General features: G+C 27.4%; 16 protein-coding genes. 5 read left to right on the top strand and 11 right to left on the bottom strand.

Annotation, left to right across the window (positions count from 1 at the left end):
* Positions 1–63 precede the first annotated feature (63 nt).
* The 8 genes from ACY1IQ_RS18070 to addB all read right to left on the bottom strand — a co-directional run bounded on the left by ACY1IQ_RS18070 (position 64) and on the right by addB (position 14,401).
* Entirely contained in the window at positions 64–561 is a 498-nt protein-coding gene (locus ACY1IQ_RS18070) for a hypothetical protein (protein WP_461615288.1), read from the bottom strand.
* 363 nt (positions 562–924) lie between these two features.
* The gene (locus ACY1IQ_RS18065; protein ID WP_461615287.1) at positions 925–1,731 is read right to left on the bottom strand and encodes a permease prefix domain 1-containing protein; all 807 of its coding nucleotides are present in this window, start codon (positions 1,729–1,731) and stop codon (positions 925–927) included.
* 1 nt (position 1,732) lies between these two features.
* Positions 1,733–2,053: a PadR family transcriptional regulator gene (locus tag ACY1IQ_RS18060; RefSeq protein ID WP_461615286.1), complete on the bottom strand. Its 321-nt coding sequence runs from the start codon at positions 2,051–2,053 to the stop codon at positions 1,733–1,735.
* A gap of 179 nt (positions 2,054–2,232) precedes the next feature.
* Complete coding sequence (locus ACY1IQ_RS18055) at positions 2,233–5,382, bottom strand: AAA family ATPase (protein ID WP_461615285.1); 3,150 nt, start codon at positions 5,380–5,382, stop codon at positions 2,233–2,235.
* A 1-nt stretch (position 5,383) separates the two neighbouring features.
* Positions 5,384–6,547, bottom strand: a complete 1,164-nt coding sequence (locus ACY1IQ_RS18050; RefSeq protein WP_461615284.1) for an exonuclease SbcCD subunit D — start codon at positions 6,545–6,547, stop codon at positions 5,384–5,386.
* A 303-nt stretch (positions 6,548–6,850) separates the two neighbouring features.
* On the bottom strand, positions 6,851–7,087 hold the full coding sequence (locus ACY1IQ_RS18045) for a hypothetical protein (RefSeq protein ID WP_461615283.1): 237 nt from the start codon (positions 7,085–7,087) through the stop codon (positions 6,851–6,853).
* A 155-nt stretch (positions 7,088–7,242) separates the two neighbouring features.
* Positions 7,243–10,965, bottom strand: coding sequence for a helicase-exonuclease AddAB subunit AddA (addA, locus tag ACY1IQ_RS18040; protein WP_461615282.1), 3,723 nt, complete (start codon positions 10,963–10,965; stop codon positions 7,243–7,245).
* Positions 10,955–14,401 carry a helicase-exonuclease AddAB subunit AddB gene (gene addB / locus ACY1IQ_RS18035; protein ID WP_461615281.1) on the bottom strand — a complete coding sequence of 1,149 codons (3,447 nt, stop codon included), beginning with the start codon at positions 14,399–14,401 and terminating at the stop codon, positions 10,955–10,957. Before addB ends, addA begins: the two co-directional genes overlap by 11 nt.
* 440 nt (positions 14,402–14,841) lie before the next feature.
* Here addB and atoD point away from each other — a divergent pair, with 440 nt between their 5' ends.
* The 3 genes from atoD to ACY1IQ_RS18020 are packed head-to-tail and all read left to right on the top strand — an operon-like array spanning position 14,842 to position 16,454.
* Entirely contained in the window at positions 14,842–15,495 is a 654-nt protein-coding gene (gene atoD / locus ACY1IQ_RS18030) for an acetate CoA-transferase subunit alpha (RefSeq protein ID WP_461615280.1), read from the top strand.
* A gap of 1 nt (position 15,496) precedes the next feature.
* Entirely contained in the window at positions 15,497–16,156 is a 660-nt protein-coding gene (locus ACY1IQ_RS18025) for a CoA transferase subunit B (RefSeq protein ID WP_461615279.1), read from the top strand.
* Positions 16,157–16,178: 22 nt separating this feature from the next.
* On the top strand, positions 16,179–16,454 hold the full coding sequence (locus tag ACY1IQ_RS18020) for a late competence development ComFB family protein (RefSeq protein ID WP_461615278.1): 276 nt from the start codon (positions 16,179–16,181) through the stop codon (positions 16,452–16,454).
* A gap of 42 nt (positions 16,455–16,496) precedes the next feature.
* On the opposite strand, the gene ACY1IQ_RS18015 is transcribed toward ACY1IQ_RS18020, so the two are convergent.
* The 3 genes from ACY1IQ_RS18015 to ACY1IQ_RS18005 form a co-directional block, all read right to left on the bottom strand.
* The gene (locus tag ACY1IQ_RS18015) at positions 16,497–18,191 is read right to left on the bottom strand and encodes a phospho-sugar mutase (RefSeq protein ID WP_461615277.1); all 1,695 of its coding nucleotides are present in this window, start codon (positions 18,189–18,191) and stop codon (positions 16,497–16,499) included.
* 259 nt (positions 18,192–18,450) lie between these two features.
* Positions 18,451–20,577 (bottom strand): ferrous iron transport protein B, encoded by a 2,127-nt coding sequence (gene feoB, locus ACY1IQ_RS18010; protein ID WP_461615276.1) that lies wholly within the window; start codon positions 20,575–20,577, stop codon positions 18,451–18,453.
* 10 nt (positions 20,578–20,587) lie between these two features.
* Positions 20,588–20,833 carry a FeoA family protein gene (locus ACY1IQ_RS18005; protein WP_461615275.1) on the bottom strand — a complete coding sequence of 82 codons (246 nt, stop codon included), beginning with the start codon at positions 20,831–20,833 and terminating at the stop codon, positions 20,588–20,590.
* A gap of 174 nt (positions 20,834–21,007) precedes the next feature.
* On the opposite strand from ACY1IQ_RS18005, the gene ACY1IQ_RS18000 reads away from it, so the two are divergent.
* Positions 21,008–21,169, top strand: coding sequence for a DUF1540 domain-containing protein (locus ACY1IQ_RS18000; protein WP_461615297.1), 162 nt, complete (start codon positions 21,008–21,010; stop codon positions 21,167–21,169).
* Positions 21,170–21,219: 50 nt separating this feature from the next.
* The gene (locus ACY1IQ_RS17995) at positions 21,220–21,381 is read left to right on the top strand and encodes a DUF1540 domain-containing protein (RefSeq protein WP_461615274.1); all 162 of its coding nucleotides are present in this window, start codon (positions 21,220–21,222) and stop codon (positions 21,379–21,381) included.
* Positions 21,382–21,695: the final 314 nt, after the last annotated feature.

Genomic DNA, 21,695 nt, shown 5'->3' with positions numbered 1-21,695 from the left:
TAATAATCTATAATTGCTAAACTGATACTCTAGTAATAGCAAATTGTAATAGTTCTATTATAATTATCTACTATCTACATGTAAAGAACCAATATTTATAGTCTTACCACCAGATTCTACTACATATAAATTAATAATTCCTGCACCTGAATAAGGAATTATTAAAGTAGTGCTTCCAGAAGCTCCATAACAGTCACCACTATAACTAACTGAACCTGAATTACCACTATCTTGTCCAACAGCTTTTATATAGAAAGATGCGCCTGAAGTTGCTCCACTCCAACTTATTTTATAAGTTCGATTTGTACCAAAAGCTGATTCAGTATTAAAGGATCCCCCACTCATAGGTCCTTTAATTTGTGATGAACTATATGGATTTACACCTAAATTATAGACCCACCAATCATATGCAGTCATAGGCTTAATCTCACCACTTAATTGTGACTCAATAGTCACAGGCTCTTTTAAAGTACTTGCACTAGCTACTGTAGGTAAAAAAACCGCTGAAGAAGTAGTTACTACTGATGCAATTAATAGTTTAGAAATTAATTTTCCTCTCATTACAAATTCCCCCTTATAATTGTACTTTTAACATTTTATTCCATCAAGGACAATATATCATTTTTTTCGACTGCTGTCAACATACACCGTATATCTAAGTTTAAAAATACTATAAATATCGAAAACATTAAACATTATATATAATTAAGTGTATTCTTATACGATAGTAATATGCAAAATAGAAAACCGCACTACCATGAAATATGATATGCGGTAAAAACATCTTTTTATAATATTGTCTATAAAATTTAAGATTCTGAAAAGAACTATTCTAATTTAATTTTCAAAATTTTAATGAAAAATTTATAAATTATAAATAATAACAATATTAATAAGCCAATATTGACAATAACAATTGAATTATTAATAATTATATATAGAAAAGTTCTTATTAAAACTTTCTATATTTATATTTAGAACTTTTGATATAGCTAAATTTAATAAATAGAATCTATTAGGGAAAAGAAAATATATTATATTTAATAATATGCTTAAAAATAATACAATTATATCTATAATTGAAAATTTGATATTATTTTTAACATCCCTCTTAATGTATTTAGCTAATAATATTGTTAGTATTGATATACCTAAATATATAAATAATTTGCTAATATTGAATACATATAAATCAAGAATATTCATCTCTAAATTATTAGAAATTGATCTATAAATAAAAGCTATAACTGACACTCCTGTTTTTTCAACAAGAAAAAATGAAAAAGATATAATTATTATATTTTTAATTATGTCCTCTTTTTTCTCAAAATTCATACATGCACATTCATAATTTATAAATAAAACAAATGTTATTATCAGAAAGTAAATCAAATTAGAATTTACAGTATTTTCTGTTAAAGCAATACTAGAAACAAGCATAAGCATATAAGTAATAATTAATGTTAAGTTCATTTTTATAAAATAAAGAAGATTAAAACCATACAATTTTTTATTTGTAGTAAAGTCATTTACTTCGCTCAAAAAATCTGACTTCTTAAAATTTTCAATTGATTTACTTATAGCTTCTTTTTCTGATAACCCATTATTCATATGATCATCTTTAGAGCTATTCAAATGTTCTATTAGCTCTTTTTTCAATTCCTCCCGTTCAGAATATTCAAGATTAGTTTTTTTTAATAATTTATTTACATAATCTTTAAACTCATTCATATTAATTTCCCCCCATTAATTTATTCATTAAAATATTCAAATTTTTAACCCCTAAAATTTTTTCTTTTAAATATTGTTTTCCTAATTCTGTAATATTATAATATTTTCTATTTCTGTCATCTTTAAATTCCCAAAAAGATTTTATTAATTTTTTATTTTCTAATCTTTTTAAAGATGTATATAAGGTTCCCTCTCCTATTGAATAAGTATTATCACTTTTTTCTTTAATTTCTTTACTTATCTCATAGCCATATGATGTTTTTGAACTTAAGGTACATAATATCAATATATCAATAGAGCCTTTAAAAATTTCTATATCCATAAAACACCTCACACCTCCTCAAGAATTATTATAAGACAATATACATCGTATTGCAATATATATATTATTGAAATTTATATTGTATCAATATTTATATGTAATATAACAAATAGGTAAATAAAATAAACACTATAAGCTTCAAATAATACTTATAGTGTTCATGCACTTTAATCTACATTTTATTTTATATTGAATTTTGCACTACTTCCTCTTGAAGTAGCTATAACTTCTAATCTACCTTCTATTCTCTCTTTTAATTCTGGTACATGAGATATTATTCCTACCAATTTACCTGCATCTTGAAGTTCTAATAAACAATTTATAGAAACATCCAAGGATTCTGGATCTAATGTACCAAAGCCTTCATCTATAAACATAGTGTCTATATTTACTCCACCAGCATTATTCTCCACTACATCTGCAAGTCCTAGTGCTAAAGCCAAAGAGGCTTTAAATCCTTCCCCACCAGATAAAGTTTTTGCTGGCCTAGCCTTTCCTGTGTAGTTATCAAAAACTTCTATATCAAGCCCACTTTGACTACTAGCAATTTTACCTTCATCCGTTCTATTTAACTCATATCTATTAGAAGTCATTTTTCTTAATCTAATATTAGCTGCTCCTATGATTTCTTCAAAAAAAGAGGCAAGCACATATCTTTCAAAAGTAGTTTTGATGGTGGTAAATCCATTAGCTGCATTAGATAAATCTGCTATAACTCTATATTTTTCTTCAAAATCTTTTAGTTCTTCATTTATTTTTCTTATATTTTCTAAAACTTCACTATTATTTTTAATTCTAGCAAATACTTTGTTTCTTTCCTCTGTAATCTTTTCTTTTTCTAATATAAGCAAATCAAGTTCCTTTTTTAATTCTTCAATATCTACAATTTGAAGTTCTTTAGTTTGTAAAATTATTATTTCATATCTATCAACTATAGATTTTAACTCTTGTTTATAATTTTGAATAGCTGTATCTAAATTTGTTATGTCTTCAATACTTTTCTTACAAGCTTTATATTCGTCTACAGAATTAAATCCACCTTTTAATATACTTTCTAAATATTGATTATTGCTTTTTTCTAATAATTTTTTTTCTTCTTCTAATATTTTTATCTTTTCATCCTGTGAGGTCTTAAGTTTCTCATAGTAAGTTTTATATTTATTATAATTTTCTTCTGCTTCCTCAAATGATTTTTTAAGTATCAAAAATTTATTTCTAGTTTCATTTATAACAATATTTAATGCTTCTTCACTTTGTATTTCACTAGGTACTTCTCTTAAGATTCCTTCTAATTTTTCTTTAACCTTTTCATTTTCCCCATAAGTTTCTACTTTACTTTCTTCTAAAACTTTTATCTTTTTCTCTAACTGTTCTTTTTCTCTAATAAGATTTTCCTCTTCTATTTTTAGCTTATTCAACAATTCTGACTTAGTTTTTAATTTTATAAATCTATTATTTAACTGATCAATTTCAATTTTTATTGACTTACCTTTGCTAATTATTAATTCCGTAAGTTCACTTTCTATTGCTTCACCGAAATTTGCTATTTTTTCTTCCATTATTTCGTGCTTTTTCTTTTCTATTTCTTCTTTTTTAAGTTTAATTTTTTCTTGTAATTTATTATATTTTTCTAATTCCTCTCTATATCTCATATCAAGTTTCTCAAAATGATCTCTAGCTAGATTTATTTCTTCTTCTTTTGGTACATTCACATTATTAACTGCCTTTTTAGGATGACTTGTACCTCCACATACAGGACATTCTTCCCCATCTTTCAATGCCATAGCCATTATAGCTGCCTGTCCTTTTAAGAATTTTTCTTGTAACATATTTAATTTTTCTTTAGCTGCTTTAAATTCTTGTTCAACAGTATCATATTCTATTTTAAACTCTTTAAATTTTGCACTATAAGCTAAGAATTCTTTATTATCATCATGAAGATTTAATAACTTTTTTCTAATTGATTCTTTTTCTTTTAATAGAGAATTTATATTGGCGACTTCAATAGAAGCCGTAGTTCCTTCTTCTGTTTTTTTTCTTATATTTACTTCATCTATTTTAATCTTTTTTAACTTCTCATTAGAACTTTTTAACTCATCCTCTATATTCTTCAACATAATATTTAAACTATTTGCAGAAGTTTTATACTCATCTACTTTTTTTACTTTATCTATATAAGACTTAAGTGTTGTGCCATATTCTATAAGAGAATTCTTTTCTTCTTCTTTTGATTTCTCAAGGTTATACTTTTCCTCAGAGACTTTTAATTGTTTTTCGTATTCTACTAGTGTATCCTCTAAATTACTTATTTCTTTTATCCTATTATCTACACTATATTTTCTTTGAATATAATTTTCTTCTATAGGTTTAATACTTTCTGCATTTCTTGCTCTGTTTAAATCTTTCTCTAATTTTTCATAGATTTTCTTTTCATTTTCAAGTTGAATTTTTTTTAAGGTTATTTCCTCTTTTTCTCTTAATTTATTATTTACTTCTTCAGCCTTGTCTATTTCTTTAGATTTTTCACTTATCTTTTCTTCAATTTCTTTAATAGATTTTAATATATTTTTTTCTAAACCTTTATCTTCATGTAATAATAAAATTAAGTTTTCCTGAATTTTATCTATATTAGGGTTTTGCTCTAGCATTAGCTCTTTTAAAACTGTGTTTTCATAAGCATCAATGTTTTTTATATATACATTTCTTCTTTCATTAGCTATAGATGTATTTTTATTTATATCCTGTACTTTCCTTTTAAGTTTTTCTTGTATACTTCTATAACACTCTGTTTGAAAAATCTTTTGAAGTATATCTCCTCTTTCCTTGCTATCAGCAGTTAAAAGTTTTCTAAATTCTCCTTGAGGTATCATAATTATTTGCTTGAACTGTTTATTATTAATACCTAAAAGTTCTTCTACTTTTTTAGTAACTTTGTCAAGACCAGTTATAATTTTAAATTCATCATTGGTTAAACACTTTAACTCTGCCTCTCCCTTAAATTCTGTTGTGCCATCTCCTCTTTTCTTTTTAGTGAGCTGAGGTGGTACTCTTCTTAAAAAATATATATGATTTCTAAGTTTAAATTCTAATTCTACATAAGTAAGTTCATCTATATCTGCAAAGTCACTTCTAAGACTTTTTCCATCTCTCTCTGAGCCACTAGCGTCTCCATAAAGCGCAAAATTTATTCCATCAAAAATTGTTGTCTTTCCAGCTCCAGTATTTCCTGTAATTAAAAATATATTTCTATTCTCAAGTAATGTAAAATCTATAATTGTCTTATCTCTATAAGGTCCAAATGCATTTAAAGTAAGTTTTATAGGCTTCATGCTAATTACTCCTTTCTTCTTTTTGGACTTCTTCCATAATGGAGGACATAATTTCTCTTTTTTCCTCAGTAAATTCTTTTCCTGTTATGGAAATATAAAATTCTTCAAAAAGTTCCATCTTAGATTTATATTTTGCACCGTCTCCTGCGGAAGTTTTAATGTCTCCTAACCTCTTAATCCTATTTTCTCTTTCTAATGACATGATGTTAGGATAAATAGATTTTAATTTTCTCATCGGTTCTAAAAGTTCACCTTCATCTGTTAAAATAGCATGAATATAGTCCTCTAAATTAGTATCCTTATACACTTTCATATCTAAAAGATTTTCTAAATTTCCTTTTATTGTTCTCATGTCTCTTAGAGTTCTTACGGGTCTTAAATTTATTTCAACTTCCCCCTTGTCATCTAAACTAACCACAGTAACAGATTTCTTGTGATTACATTCTGAAAAAGAGTATTTTAAAAGGGATCCAGAATATCTAATTCTATCATCACTTACCTTTTGACATTTATGTAAATGACCTAATGCTGTATAATGAAACTCCTCAAAAATTTCGGCTTTTATGTAGTCAGTTCCCCCTATAGATAATGCCCTTTCTGATTCACAGGTTTCCGGTTCATTTATTCCTGTAACATAGCCATGAGCAACTAATACATTTCGTTCTTCTTTATTCATATTCTCTTTTATATAATCTAAAATAATTTTTGTAGCATCTTCATAATTTCTTACATCTACATTAAAAACCTCTCTAACTATGGCCGGTTCAACAAATGGAATTAAATAAAAATTTACAGGACCATGTTCATCTTTTAAAATTATCCTTTTTATATCTTTTCTAAATACACCCTCTATATATAATCCATTTTTTGAAAATATATCGCTTCCAAAATGAAGTCTATCTGCACTATCATGATTTCCTGCAATAGCAATAATAGGAGTTTCTAATTCCATAAGAATTTTATTAAGATATTTATTTAAAAGTGCTACCGCTTCCACAGGAGGATTCGATCTATCATATATATCTCCAGCAATAACTAAAACATCTGGCTTCTCCTCTTTTATAACATCACATAGTGAATTTAATGCATAATCTTGATCCTCAGTCATATGATATCCATGAACTAATTTTCCAATATGCCAATCCCCAGTATGTAATATTTTCATATAAATCTCCTCCTAAAAACAAACATTCTTTTTACATCAAAATTAAGTTACTATATTAACGTCTTATATCTCAAGTTATAATATCTTCTTTCTTAAGATATTATGTTATTCTAAATAAATTCTAACATCCATTTTATATTTATCAAATCTATATTATAAATTTATTATTAAAAATAACTCTAAAACAATTATGACATAAAAAAATCGTGACTAGATATCACGATTTTCTATATTATAATTATTTGCTAAAACAAGCTTAAATTAAACATATTTTTAATTTAAATTTGTTTGTTTTAAGATTCCTTATCTTCTGCTATATAAATGTATTTCTAACATATTATCATCACACTTACATTTTAAATTATAAGATTTATATTTATTTTCTTCATTGTAGATATGCTTTTGGAGCTCTGACTTTATTTTATGACTATGATATAGCGCTATTTTATTATCTTTTATTAACTTTATATAGTTTAGACTTCCTATAAAAATTATCATTAATATTGCTAATAAAATAATGAATAAATCTTTTCTTTTCATAAATATCCCCTCCCACTGTAAATATATTTCTAAAAATTCTTTAATTACTGCGGAAAGGGAAATTATAAAATTATTCATAGACAGTCTCAAAACCCTAATTATACTCTTCACTTTGACATATCTTAAATAAAATAACTAATTAAGACTACTTAAATTTAAAGTATTACTTCCTTACCAATAGAGAATAAATATAGATATCTTTCTTTAACTTTTTTCCCTAATATCTTTTCTAATGCCCTAGTATAATAATCAATTTGAACTCTATATTTTTCTACTATTGAAGTAGTATCACCATTAGGCACATAATCTGTTTTGTAATCAAATAGCACTATTTCTCCATCTTCTTCAAAGTATCCATCTATTATACCTTGAACTATTATATTTTCTTTTTCATAAATTTTTTTATCTAAGCTCTCATCTATTTCTGTACTACTTATTTCAATACTAAAAGGAGTTTCTCTATAAACTTTAGTTTTGTTATGTGCTATTAAAACTCTTTCACCTAAGCTGGTATTAAAAAAATTCAATATCTTTTCTACTCTAATAGACTTAGCTTGCTCTTCTGTAATCAGTTCTTTCATAACCATATTTTTAATTTGAGATATTATGTCTTCCTTTGAATTAATATTATTAAGATCTAACCTCTGCATAGCACTATGCATTGCAATCCCTTTTTCTGCAGGAGTTAATCCTCTTTTCTCCTCTAGAAATATAGGCTTTCTAACAATAGTAGGTATATAATTTGTATTGACAAATTCATCATTTAAGCTTTGATTATACGTACGCTTTAATTCTGATACAGTAAGTACAGTAGGTATCTTTGTAGAAGCTTCATATCTATATTTAAAATTAAGTCTTTTTTCTATTTCCTCTCTGTAATGAATATTAATTTCTTTTAATTCTATTTCCTTTAACTTTTCTTTAATGTCTATAGCCTCTAGCTTAGCTACGTCCTCTTCTATGTCTAAATCCTTATAATTCATAAGTTTTATATTCCACTTAGAATTATCTTGGACTACTCTTACCGATTCCTCGTTAATCTTTAAATAATTTCTTAATGATTCACCATCTTTATGCTTTATAATACAAGGCATAACCCAGTCTAAATAGCTATTTCCTTTTAATAAATATCCTTCTAAAATCTTATTTTCACTATTTCTTGCCACCGAAGTCCAATTTTCTATAGACTTATCAAAATCCCTACAAGTACCCGTTAATATCAATTTTTCCTTAGCTCTTGTAAATGCAACGTATAAAACTCTCATCTCCTCGGAAAGACTTTCTATATTGATTTTACTTTTTAATATTTCCTTTATAGTAGGAGAGTAAGAGATTCTTTTTTCTACATCAACAAGTTCAGGTCCAAAGCCTAAATCATGATGAAATAACACCTTTTTCCTACTATCCATACGATTAAAATTTTTACCCATAGCACTTAAAAATACAATAGGAAATTCTAATCCCTTACTTTTGTGAATACTCATAATTCTAACTACATTTTCATTTTCTCCTATGGTTTTAGCAGTTCCTAAATCACCACTACTTACTTTTAACTTATTAATAAAATTAACAAAATTAAATAATCCTTTGTAGCTTGTATTTTCATATTGTCTTGCTCTTTGAAATAAAATCCTTAAATTTGCCTGTCTTTGAATTCCTGCTGGCATGGCACCTACATATCCATAATATCCTGTATCCATATATAAATACCAAATAAACTCATCAATAGGAGTTATTAAAGCTTTATTTCTCCAATGAACTAGTTTTTCTAAAAACTTTTCAACTTTTTTCTTAAGATTTAAATCTTCTTCCTCATTTAAATAACTATTCATAGCTTCATAAACTGTAGTTTCAGGACTATTTATTCTTATATCTACTAAATTTTCTGCTGAAAATCCACCTATTGGAGAACGAAGTACTGCTAATAATGGAATGTCTTGTCTTGGATTATCTATAATTTGAAGAAGACTTATCATAATTTGAATTTCTAATGTATTAAAATATCCTTCTGAAGTATCTGCATATACAGGAATACCTAAATTTTTAAGTTCCTCACTAAATACTGGTGCGTACTCAGAGGTAGCACGAAGTAATATTACTATATCTCTATATTCTACATTTCTATAATTTTTGGTATTTTTATCAAAAACTTTGAAACCTTTTTCTATGTTAGTAAGCTCCTTAATTCTGTTTCCTACCGCTCTAGCTTCTATTTGAATATTAGTTAATGATTCGCTGTCTTCTTCTTCAATTTCTTCAATATCTTTATTTTTTTCAAAAAGCATTATTTCTACAGGTCCACCTACTATACCATCATCTTCTAAAGGCTTATAATCCGCTCCTAAATTTAGAGCCTCTTCCTCTGTATATTCAAGCTCTCCTACATTACTTGACATTATATGTTTAAATATAAAATTAGTACCATTTATAACTTCTTCTCTACTTCTAAAATTTTTATATAGTTTTATTATTATTTCATCTGCATCTTCTTCTTCACTATAAGTATTTTTTTTATGAAGAAACAGTTCCGGCTTAGCCATTCTAAACCTGTAAATACTCTGTTTAACATCCCCTACCATAAATATATTATTTTCTCCTAGAGGATTTCTTGAAATCATAGTTAAAATGTACTCTTGAACATAGTTAGAATCTTGATATTCATCTATTAAGATTTCTTCATACTTCTCTCTTAACTCTTCTGCAACTTTAGAAGGAATTATTTCCCCTTCATCATTCTTTTCTGTCAAAATCTCTAAGGCAAAATGTTCAAAATCGTTAAAATCTATTAATGCTCTTTCTTTTTTCTTTTTATCATAGACCTCTTTCATTTTAATCACAAGGTCCGAAAGTTTATCCATAAGAGGATATAAATATTTTAAGTCCTCTATACTCCTCTTTGAAGAAGCTTGAATTATCGTATTTGAAAGTTCACCTATTTTTTTCTTAGCATTATCTCTTATTTTTTTCACTTCTTCTTGCTCTATCTTATCTTTACATCCTCTTATTGTAGTAAGCTTGCCAAAAGATACATTTTCAAAGCTAAGCTTTAAATCTTCAAAGGAACTTGAGCTTTCATATAATCTCTTAATCATTTCATACTCTGGAATTATATTTTCCTGATAACTTAACAAAGAAGGAGTATTATTAACTATTTCCCTAGCAATATTCATAGAGCTTACAATGCTCTCTAATTCTATTCTCACATCTTTAAGCAGCGCTTGCCCTAACTTTGAATCTTGAAAGGAAAAGTTATCACTTACATTAAATACATCAGCTTTTTCTTTAAGCCAGTCTATAGGACTAGGACTACTCATAGCAAAGTTATAAAGATTTAATACCATATCAAAAAGTTGACTATCATTTTTATTGTTACAATAGCATTCCACTAGCTTTAGAAATAGCTTGTCATCTTTATCATACATCTCTTCAAATACTTCATCTAAAGCTTCTTGTTTTAAAAGAATTGCCTCTGTCTCATCTGCAACTCTAAAGGACGGATCTAAATCTATCATATGAAAATTTGTTTTTATTACTTCAAGACAGAAAGAGTGTATAGTAGTAATACTTGCTTTATTTAAAAGAGTTAGCTGCCTTTGTAAGCCCTTAGAATTAGGATTTTTATGAATCTCTTTTGAAATTGCTTCTCCTATTCTTTCCCTCATCTCAGAGGCGGCGGCATTGGTAAAAGTAACAACTAAAAGTCTATCTATATCAACAGGATTATCTCTATCTGTTATCATCTTTATGATTCTTTCAACTAAAACTGCTGTTTTTCCTGAACCAGCAGCTGCGGCAACTAATAAATTTGCTCCTCTTGTATTAATTGCAGCTAACTGCTCTCTAGTCCAACTTACTTTTGTTTCTTCTTTACTGCTCATTACTACTGTCTCCTTTCTTTTCTAGTATTTCTAATATTTCTTTATCCTTTTTTTCCTTTATTAATCTAAATTTATTTTCTTCAAAGGATAAATCAAATTGACATATAGGGGAAAGTTTACAAAAATCACATGGATTTTCCCCTCCTCTTTTATAAGGTTTTATACCAATTTCTCCACTGAGCATTTCTTCACAACTTTTAACTAATTCCTTTTTTACATGATTTCTAAGTGCATTGAATCCTTCATAAGATATAACAGAAGATGCAGCTGTAAGTTCTCCATCTTTTTTAATTCCTACTGGTATTACAGAAGAGTTGTTTCCATTATCCATAGTGTTATCCATTTCTCTCAAAATCTCTATGTCTTTAATTAGAAGACCCTTCATTTTTAATTCTTTTAGAAGTTCTTCCTCTATTTCTTTATCGCTTGCTCCTTTTTTAATAGCAATAATAGGATCATCTATCTTAAAGTACAACACTCCTGCTGGTTTTGAAAATGTATTATTTTTTTCCTCATTACTTAAAATTGCATCAAGATAGGTTAATAACTGCACTTGAAGTCCATAATAAACATCACTAAGTTTAAATTCTTTATTACCAGACTTATAATCTATAATTCTATAATAAACCTCATTATTACTTACGAATTTATCAATTCTATCTATCCTTCCCATCAGCCTTACAGTTTCTCCACTTGAAAGTTTAAGTACTATAGGCGGATAATCTGTATCCTTAAGACCAAAAGAAATTTCATAGCCATGTGGTTCAAATCCGCTTACTCTAAGTTGTTCAACAATTACTAATACAGCTCTAATTAAAACTCTTTTTAATCTTTCAGTTATATACTTATATCTAGCAGAACTATTTAAAATAAAGCTTCTATCTTCACTAACCATAAGTTCCACAATATACTCTATAGTTTTTTCACAGTATTCCTTATTTAGATCTCTCCATTTAAGATTATCCTTTTCAATTTTCTTTGAAAAAGTATCTAATACGTTATGCATAAAGGTTCCTAAATCTGGTGCTGAAAAATTATATATTTTTCTCTCTTTTGCTTTTAAACCATATTGAATAAAATAAGCAAAGGGACATTGAGCATACTTTTCAATTTTAGAAACACTAAAATAATTATTTCCGCCATAAAGTTTTCTTATTTTTTCACTACTAATAGCATTGATAATATTTGTATAAGAAAAACCTTCAAAAATAGTTTTACTCTTTTCTCTAAACTCTTCTTCTTCCATAAACCATCTATATATTTCCTCCCACAATGGAGAAATTTCATTATTATCAATAAATTTTCTTATTTCCATAATAAGTTCATTAAAAGAAGGGAGTTTCGCTGCCACCTTTTCTATGCTATTATGCTGCTCCCATAACTCTGATATATTACTTTCTTCTTTAATATTTTTAAATATAGATTTCATTCTAGGAATAATTATAGAAGGTCTTAGGGTCTTACCTTCAAAATTTGCAATAGGATAGCTAAGGCATAACTTTTCACTGGGCACAGCCAAGGTTGCATATATTAAATACTGTTCTGCAAAAGCTAGTGCTTTAGTGTCATTGGCAAGTTTAATACCATTACCTTCAAAAACAGCTCTATCCATATCACTAAAAATACCTTCTTCATTTATAATTTTAGGAAATACTCCATCATTAACTCCTATAACATAAAGTGCTTTTATTTCATGAGTTCTTATACGGTCTATATTACCTACTATAACCTGATCCAGTGCTGGAGGAATTAATCCTATCTCATGAGTTGATATTCCAATGGAAAAAATATCTATAAACTCGTCTAGTGGCAATATTTCCTCACCTAAAACCTCTACAAATTGATCCAAAAGTTCAATTAGCAAGTTCCATATTGAACTATACTCATTTACTGCTATTAAATTCTTATCTTCCTTAAAACTTTCAATCCATATAGTAAGCTTTTCATAAATTTCAATCTCCTCTAAAAATTCAAAAATTGCTTTACAAATATCTTTGACATAACTTCTATTAGTAATTTTATTTCTAAAGTTAATAAGTGGATTTATAAATTTATTTTTAATCTCTTTTACTGTCTCATCATTCCAATAATCATCATTTACATATCTCTTCTTACCTTTTATTCCGTAAGCTAATACATAGTTTTCTAAAATATCAACTTCATCATAAGTTAAATCTAAAAGTCCACTTTTTAAATATCTAAATACTGATTCATAACTAAAATTCTTTGTAAATATCTCAAGAGAAGATTTTATCAATATAATAATAGGATTATTATCTATATCTTTTTTTCTATCTAAAAAATGTGGAATTTCATATTCATCAAAAATAACTTTCACTATTTCTTCATATGAATTTAAATCTCTAGCAACTACAGCTATGTCATTGAATCTATAATTTTTTTCCCTACAAAGTGTTAATATTTCTCTAGCCACATACTCAACTTCTGAATATGTATTTAAAGCTTTAAAAATCTTTATATCCTTTGTATTACCCTCATACGGCTTGAAGTTTGCCCCAAAATAATTCTTCTCTAAATACCCCAATTCCTCTGAATTTATAAATCTATAGTTATATTCATTTCGTGGATTTCCCTTTAAAATTAATGGTTTATCATAGCCAATATTATTTTCTCCTGCTATTTTCAATATAGTTTTTTCTGTATAATACACAGTATAAAAAGCATCTGTATTATCTATTTCTCCTTCTCTTATGCCTTTAGCATCGCTGCCTTCATAAGGAAGAGTTATATTAACCCTTCTGCAATTTTTAAGAAGTCTTTCAATAATCTTATATTGTTGTGGAGTAAAGCCTGAAAACTCATCTATCCATACCTCCGCTCCTTTAAATAACTTACTTTCATCTACTTTCTCATAAAGTATAGTTAAATCGTCTTCTGGATCAAAATATCCTCTTTTCAATATTTCTTCATACTTACTATAAATTAATGATATATCTGAAAGTTTATCTGTAAGTAACGAACTATGACTTACGTCTTCTTTTAATATATTTAAGGTCTCTACAGAAACACTGTATCTTTTAAATTCATTTATCATTTCAGAAATAGTTTCTACAAAACCTTTTTGCCTTGAAGCTAAAGAAAATATTTTTAAATCTTCATGCACTTCCTTCATTATTCTATCTATAATCATTGCCTTACCTGTTGGGCTCATATGAGAATGAGTAATTCCACCTATCTCATTAAAAATGGTATATGCCATTCTCTTAAAGCTAAGTACATATACATTATTTATTCCCGTAGCCCCTATTTTCTCTATTAACCATTTTTCTGCTCTAAAAGAAATCTGCTCTGGTACTAATAAAATTAATGGATGCTCTACTTCATCCTCTTTTTTTCTTTTTATTTCCTCAATACAACGATAGCTTTTTCCACTACCAGCTCCTCCAAATATAAATCTTAAACTCAATATTTTCACATCCTCTGTAATAAAGTTGTAATTAGTTTCATAAATTTATTATGAAAAGGGAACAATCATTATGTCATTTAAAATTCATAGTTAATTTTTAAGCAATTATATCATTATTTTTCAAATTGTAAACTTTCAACTACATTATAAATTTAAATATGTATATTAAATTTGTATTAACTTACACACTAAATTTTCAAATGTATTTACTATATATTTTACCTTAAATTCAAAAACTTTTTCATTAAGATAAAAAAATTATTCTACAAAATTTTTAAATTTTACAATAAAACTCTTAAATAAAATAAATATAATTAAAATTTTTATAAAATTTCAGATAAAAAGAGGATTTATCGAATCTATATAGAATGTTTATATAGTTCTAATATTCTACAAATTTTTTATTTGATGAATTTTTAAAGAAAGTTTAATTCAATGGAGGTAGAAATATGAAAAAAATTGTTACTGTAGAAGAAGCTCTAGCACATATTCAAGATGGAATGACATTAATGATTGGTGGTTTCTTAGCTGTTGGAACTCCTGAAAGACTTGTGGATGCGCTAGTAGAAAAAGGTGTTAAAGATTTAACTATTATAGCTAATGATACTGGCTTCCCTGATAGAGGAATTGGTAAACTAATAGTTAATAAGCAAGTTAAGAGAACAATTGCTTCTCACATTGGAACAAATCCTGAGACTGGAAGACAAATGAATGAAAAAGAAATGGAAGTTGAACTTGTTCCTCAAGGTACACTAGCTGAAAGAGTTAGATGTGGCGGTGCTGGACTTGGTGGATTTTTAACTCCAACTGGTCTTGGAACAATTGTTGAAGAAGGAAAAGAAAAAATAACTGTTAATGGTGCTGAATATCTTCTTGAAACTCCGTTAAAAGCTGATGTAGCATTAATATTTGGTTCTAAAGTTGATGAAAAAGGAAACGTATACTATCACGAATCTACAAGAAACTTTAACCCATTAATGGCTACAGCTGCTGACGTTGTAATCGTTGAAGCTGAAGAATTAGTAAAAGCTGGAGAATTAGATGCAAACATAGTGATGACACCATCAATATTTGTTGATTACATCGTAAAGGAGGACAAATAATATGGATAAAAACATGATAAGAGAAGTAATCGCAAAAAGAGTTGCTAAAGAATTAAAAGATGGAGACGTTGTAAACTTAGGTATAGGTCTTCCAACTCTTGTTGCTAACTATATACCAGAAGGAGTAGATGTAACATTACAATCTGAAAACGGATTCGTAGGAATAGGACCTGCTCCTGCTGAAGGAAAAGAAGATAAAGACTTAGTTAATGCTGGCGGTCAATTTGTAACCGTTTTACCTGGTGCTGCATTTTTTGACAGCTCAGTATCTTTTGGAATAATAAGAGGCGGACATGTTGATGCAACTGTACTAGGTGCATTAGAGGTTGACCAAGAAGGAAACCTTGCTAACTGGATGATACCTGGAAAAAAAGTTCCTGGAATGGGCGGAGCTATGGACCTTGTAGTTGGAGCTAAAAAGGTTATAGTTGCTATGGAACATACTGCAAAAGGAAATCCTAAAATTCTAAAGAAATGTACACTACCATTAACTGCTGCTAATCAAGTTAACTTAATCATTACTGAAATGGCTGTTATGGAAGTTACTAAAGAAGGTCTTGTATTAAGAGAATTAGGACCTGAAGCTACAATTGAAGATGTAAAAAATGCAACATTAGCTGATTTAATAATACCAGACAATGTTAAAAAGATGGAATTTTAATTCCTTCTAGATATTAACTAAGATGTCACGGGAGTTTTTAAATTATTCAGAAGTAATAGTTAGAAATCTTTTAGATAAACTATTACTGAGTTATTCTGATATATGTAAATGTGAAAAGTGTAAAGCTGATATGATGGCACTTTCACTTAATTATGTAAAGCCTCGTTATGTAGTTTCTGAAAAAGGTAAATTATATACAAAGGCTCAAACAGAAATTAACCATGGAGAAATAGTTGCAATAACTACTTCCGTGCTTAGAGCAATAGAAGTAGTTTCGACTAATCCCAGACATGATTAAAAAAAGCGTGATTTTTATCACGCTTTTTTTAATAGGTAAAACCTATTCTATAGAATTTATTTTCTCTAAAACAACTTCCTTTATCATATTAATTTTATCTTCTGCTTCTTTTAAATTGTCTCCTTTAGAGTAAATATATATTTTTATTTTAGGTTCTGTACCTGAAGGTCTTACTGCATACCATGATCCATCATGAAACTTAAATTTTAATACATCCGAATATGGCATATTAGTTTCTTCTGGATTTGTATAATCTATTGTTTCAATTAACTTTAGATTTTCTATACTATGAGGATATTCCCTTCTATACTCTTCCATCATTCTTTTTATTCTCTGTTGTCCACTTATCCCTTCAAGAACAAGAGAAATTTGTTTTTCTCTATAGTATCCGAACTCTTCGTAGATTTCATTTAATACATCAATTAATGTTTTTCCTCTTTTTTTATAGTAAGCAGCAGCTTCACAAAGAAGCATAGATGCAGTTACTCCATCCTTATCTCTTACAAATGTGCCTACATTATATCCTATACTTTCTTCATATCCTAAAATATATTGATAATTTCCTTCTGCCTCATATTCATTGATTTTTCCACAAATATTTTTAAAGCCTGTAAGAGCTTCATCAGTATGAACACCATAACTTTCAGCTATAACTTTACCTAAATCTCCTGTAACAATAGATTTAACTATAACTCCATTAGAAGGAAGTATATTTTTATTTTTCATCCCTTCAAGGATATATTTAACTAATATAGCACCACTTTGATTTCCATTGAAAGCTACATATTCATTGTTTTTATCTTTAACCATTATAGCTATCCTATCACAATCAGGATCTGTTGCCATCAATAAATCTGCATTAACCTTTTTACCAAGCTCAATAGAAAGTTTAAAAGCATTCACATCTTCTGGATTAGGATATCCTACAGTAGTAAAATCTGGATCTGGATCCTTCTGTTCTTTTACAATATGAATATTGGTAAATCCTCTCTCCTCTAATACTCTAGGTACAAACACCATTCCTGTACCATTTAGAGGTGTATAAACTACATTTATATCTTTATCAATATCCTCACTTAAAGATAATGCTTTTACTTTTTGGAGATATAAATCATCTATATCTCTTTCTAAGAATACAATAAGTCCTTCTTCAGTTCCTTTTTGAATTTCCATACTAGGAATAGCTTTAAAATCATTTATTTGATTAATTTTATTTAGTATTCCATCTGCTATATCAGATAATATTTGTGCTCCATCCTTCCAATAAACTTTAAATCCATTATATTCTTTTGGATTATGACTGGCTGTTACTACAATTCCTGCAGTACATCCTAAAACCCTTACTGCAAAAGATAGCTCTGGTGTAGGTCTTAAAGAGTCAAAAATATAGGCTTTTATGTTATTAGCTGCTAAAACACTAGCAGCAGTTCTTGCAAATTCTTTAGAAAAGTGTCTACAATCATAGGCTATTGCTACTGATTTATCTACTGATTTATTTTCTACATCATTTATATAATCCGCAAGTCCTTGTGAAGCCCTAGCAATTATATATCTGTTCATCCTATTGGTTCCTGCTCCAATCTTACCTCTCAAACCAGCAGTTCCAAATTCTAAATCTTTATAAAATCTATCCTCTATTTCTTCTTCATTACTTTCTATATCTATAAGTTCTTTTTTTGTAGCTTCATCAAAGTAATCGCTTTCTATCCATGATTTATATATTTCTCTATACTTCATACTTCTAAACCCCTCTTTCCTAAGATATACCTTTATTATATCCTAGTATAGATTAAAAATTAATAAGATTACTTAAAGTAAAAAGTAAAATCGAAAATAATTATAAATTATTTAACTACTAAAATTTAAATAATTTATAATTAACTATTAAATTAATAGAGCCATTTAAAAATAAATTGAAAACTTCTCCTTTAAAGGAGAAGTCACAACAATTGTCAATTATCAATTGTATAAGTTTTATATTATTTTAATTATTACCTTAAAAAGCTATTTTGCTTATAAGTGTAGTAATAAAACAAATTACTATTGCAACAGCAGTAGGCATCAAAAATGATACTAATGCCCATTTATTACTACCAGTTTCTTTTTTAATAGTCCAAATAGTTGTGCCACAAGGAAAATGTAATAAAGAAAATAACATGGTATTTAATAATGTTAGATATGTCCAACCATTGTTAACTAATATATTCTTAAGTTGCTCTATACTATCATGTTCAATCATAACACCATTTGATAGATATCCCATTAAAAGTATAGGAAGAACTATTTCATTTGCAGGAAGTCCTAATAAAAAAGCCATTAATATATATCCATCAAGACCTATTAGTTTCCCAAAGGGTTGTAAAAAATTAGCGATATGCGCTACTATACTCATATCTCCAATCATTACATTACTTAATATATAGGTTATAAGTCCTGCTGGAGCAGCTACTACCATTGCTCTAAATAATACAAATATAGTTCTATCAATTATTGAAGTATATATAACTCTACCTATTTGAGGTTTTCTATATGGTGGAAGTTCTAAAGTAAAGGAAGAAGGAATTCCTTTTAATATAGTTTTAGATAAAATAAAGGAACTTATTAATGTAATCATCACTCCTAAAACAACTAAAGCCACTACCATTAATGCTGCTACTATAGAATTAGCGCTATCAGATGCAAAAGTGCCTCCTACAAAAATTATAGAGAGAGCTATTAAAGTTGGAAATCTTCCATTACAAGGAACAAAACTATTAGTTAATATAGCTATTAATCTTTCTCTAGGTGAATCAATAATTCTACAAGCAATAACTCCTGCTGCATTACAACCAAAGCCCATACACATAGTTAAGACTTGTTTACCATGACAACAAGCTTTTTTAAATGCTTTATCTAGGTTAAAACAAACTCTAGGTAAATATCCACTATCCTCCAATATAGTAAACAGAGGAAAAAATATAGCCATAGGTGGAAGCATAACTGAAACTACCCAAGCTAAAGTTTTATATACTCCTAAAACTAAGATTTCACAAAGCCATATAGGCAACTTTATTGTAATAAGTAAATTCATAAGTTTATCTTCAAAAGAAAATAGTATCTTAGCTAAAAGCTCCGAGGGCACATTAGCTCCTTCAATAGTTATCCATAAGATTAAAGTTAACATCAAAAGCATTATAGGAATACCTGTTGCTTTAGAAGTTAATATATTATCTATTTTTTGTTGTTGTAATATTTTATTTTTACTTTTATTAACAGAGTCTCTTACTATATTTTCACATTGCTTATATATATCAGATACAATTATGTCCCTTATCTTATTATTTTGTTTTTCTCTAAAATTTTTGATTTCCTCTTCAATTTCTTTATCGTCTACAATAAAATCTTCACTTACATATTTTCTTATAGATTGTTTTATACTCTCATCTCCATCTAACAATCTAAGTGCAGTCCATCTATAATTTATTCCACTATATTTTTTTTCAAGTAATGAAGATATTTTATCTATTTCATTATTAATATCTTCGCTATAATTTATTTTTAAAGTTTCTTCCCATTCTTCTTTAAATACATTTTCATATATAGCTTCTTTTAAATCTCCTATGCCTATTCCACTTCTTGCAGAAGTAGGTATTATAGGTACTTTTAGTTTTTTACTTAATTCATCTATATCTATTTTTATATTCTTCTTTTTTGCTTCATCCATAAGATTTAAGCAAACTAAGACTTTAGGAGTAATTTCTAATATTTGAAGTAACAAGTTTAAATTTCTCTCAATACAAGTAGCATCTAAAATTATAACGATTAAATCTGCATTTCCAAAGCAAATATAATCTCTAGCTACCTCTTCTTCTGTTGAACTAGCTAAAAGGGAATAAGTTCCTGGTAAGTCTACTAAAATGAATTCTTTCTCCTTATAATTAAAACTACCTTGAAAATTAACTACTGTTTTTCCTGGCCAATTACCTGTATGTTGCCGAAGTCCTGTGAGAGCATTAAAAACTGTACTTTTTCCTGTGTTGGGATTGCCTGCTAATGCAATAACACTTTGGTTATTCTTTTTCTTATTAACTATTTGAATATCCTCTAAATTTTTCTTTTTAGTAGAATCAAAGGTTAATCCCATAATATACCTCCTAAAGCTTTTCTTCACATACTAATATATTTTCTGCCTCTTCTCTTCTTAAAGCTATACAGGTATCTCTTATAAAATAAGCGGTTGGCTCACCTAAGGGTGCTTCTCTTAATACATATAATTCTGTATTAGGAACAAAACCTAAGTCTAATAATCTTTGTTTAGACAGCCCCTTTGACAAAATTTCTGAAATTACTACTACAGTTCCAACCTTAACTTCACTTAATTTTTTTAAATATTTTTCCATTTTTTTCACCTTCTTTGAATTTAATCTCTTTTCTATAATATGTAAAATAATGTATATGGCTACAATTACATATTTTATTAATTTTAAAGATGAACTTAAAAGAATAAATGCTTTTTTAAATACACACACTATGATTATGAACATAACAATATTTGAATTTAGAAAGAGGGTGTAATTATGAAAAATGAAAGTATTATGTGTATAGTTAGTGAATGTAAATATCACTATAAAGAAGATGATTATTGTACATTAGACAAAATAGAAGTTGTAAAGCATGAAAATAATGCAAAAACTATACAATGTACAGATTGCGGAAGCTTTGAAAAAGAACAATAATTAAAAACTATTAGTAATTAAATTTTAAATATGATAAAGGAGATATTATTATGGATATAAATTCAAGTATAGGATGTATAGTGAGTGAGTGTAAATATCATTATAAAGAAGATAACTATTGCACATTAAATAGAATTCACATTGTTAAGCATGAACCTAAAGCTCACGTAGTTGAAGCTACTGATTGTGGAAGTTTTGAAAAAGAACAATAATTAAAATAAAAATAGCACTATAGTGCTATTTTTATTTTAATTATTAATTTATAAAATTCTACTTTATATGATATAATTACCAATAGAATGTTAGTATTTTACATAAAATTAAAATTAAATTATTAATTTTAATTTTATGTAAAAGTTTGATGATTTATCTTAAATATTTATATTAAAAATCTAGGATATAAGCTCTTAAAAATGCATATGTCTTTAAGAGAATACATTTATATAAAACTTTATAAAATTTTAAAATGATTCTTATATAAAGTTAGTAATTTTGGTGCTTGTAACTAATTTGTAAACCATAGCAA

It is taken from the genome of Clostridium sp. Marseille-QA1073, from assembly GCF_054863625.1.
The sequence above is the reverse complement of the archived record's forward strand: the minus strand, read 5'-3'. Positions and strand labels throughout refer to the sequence as shown.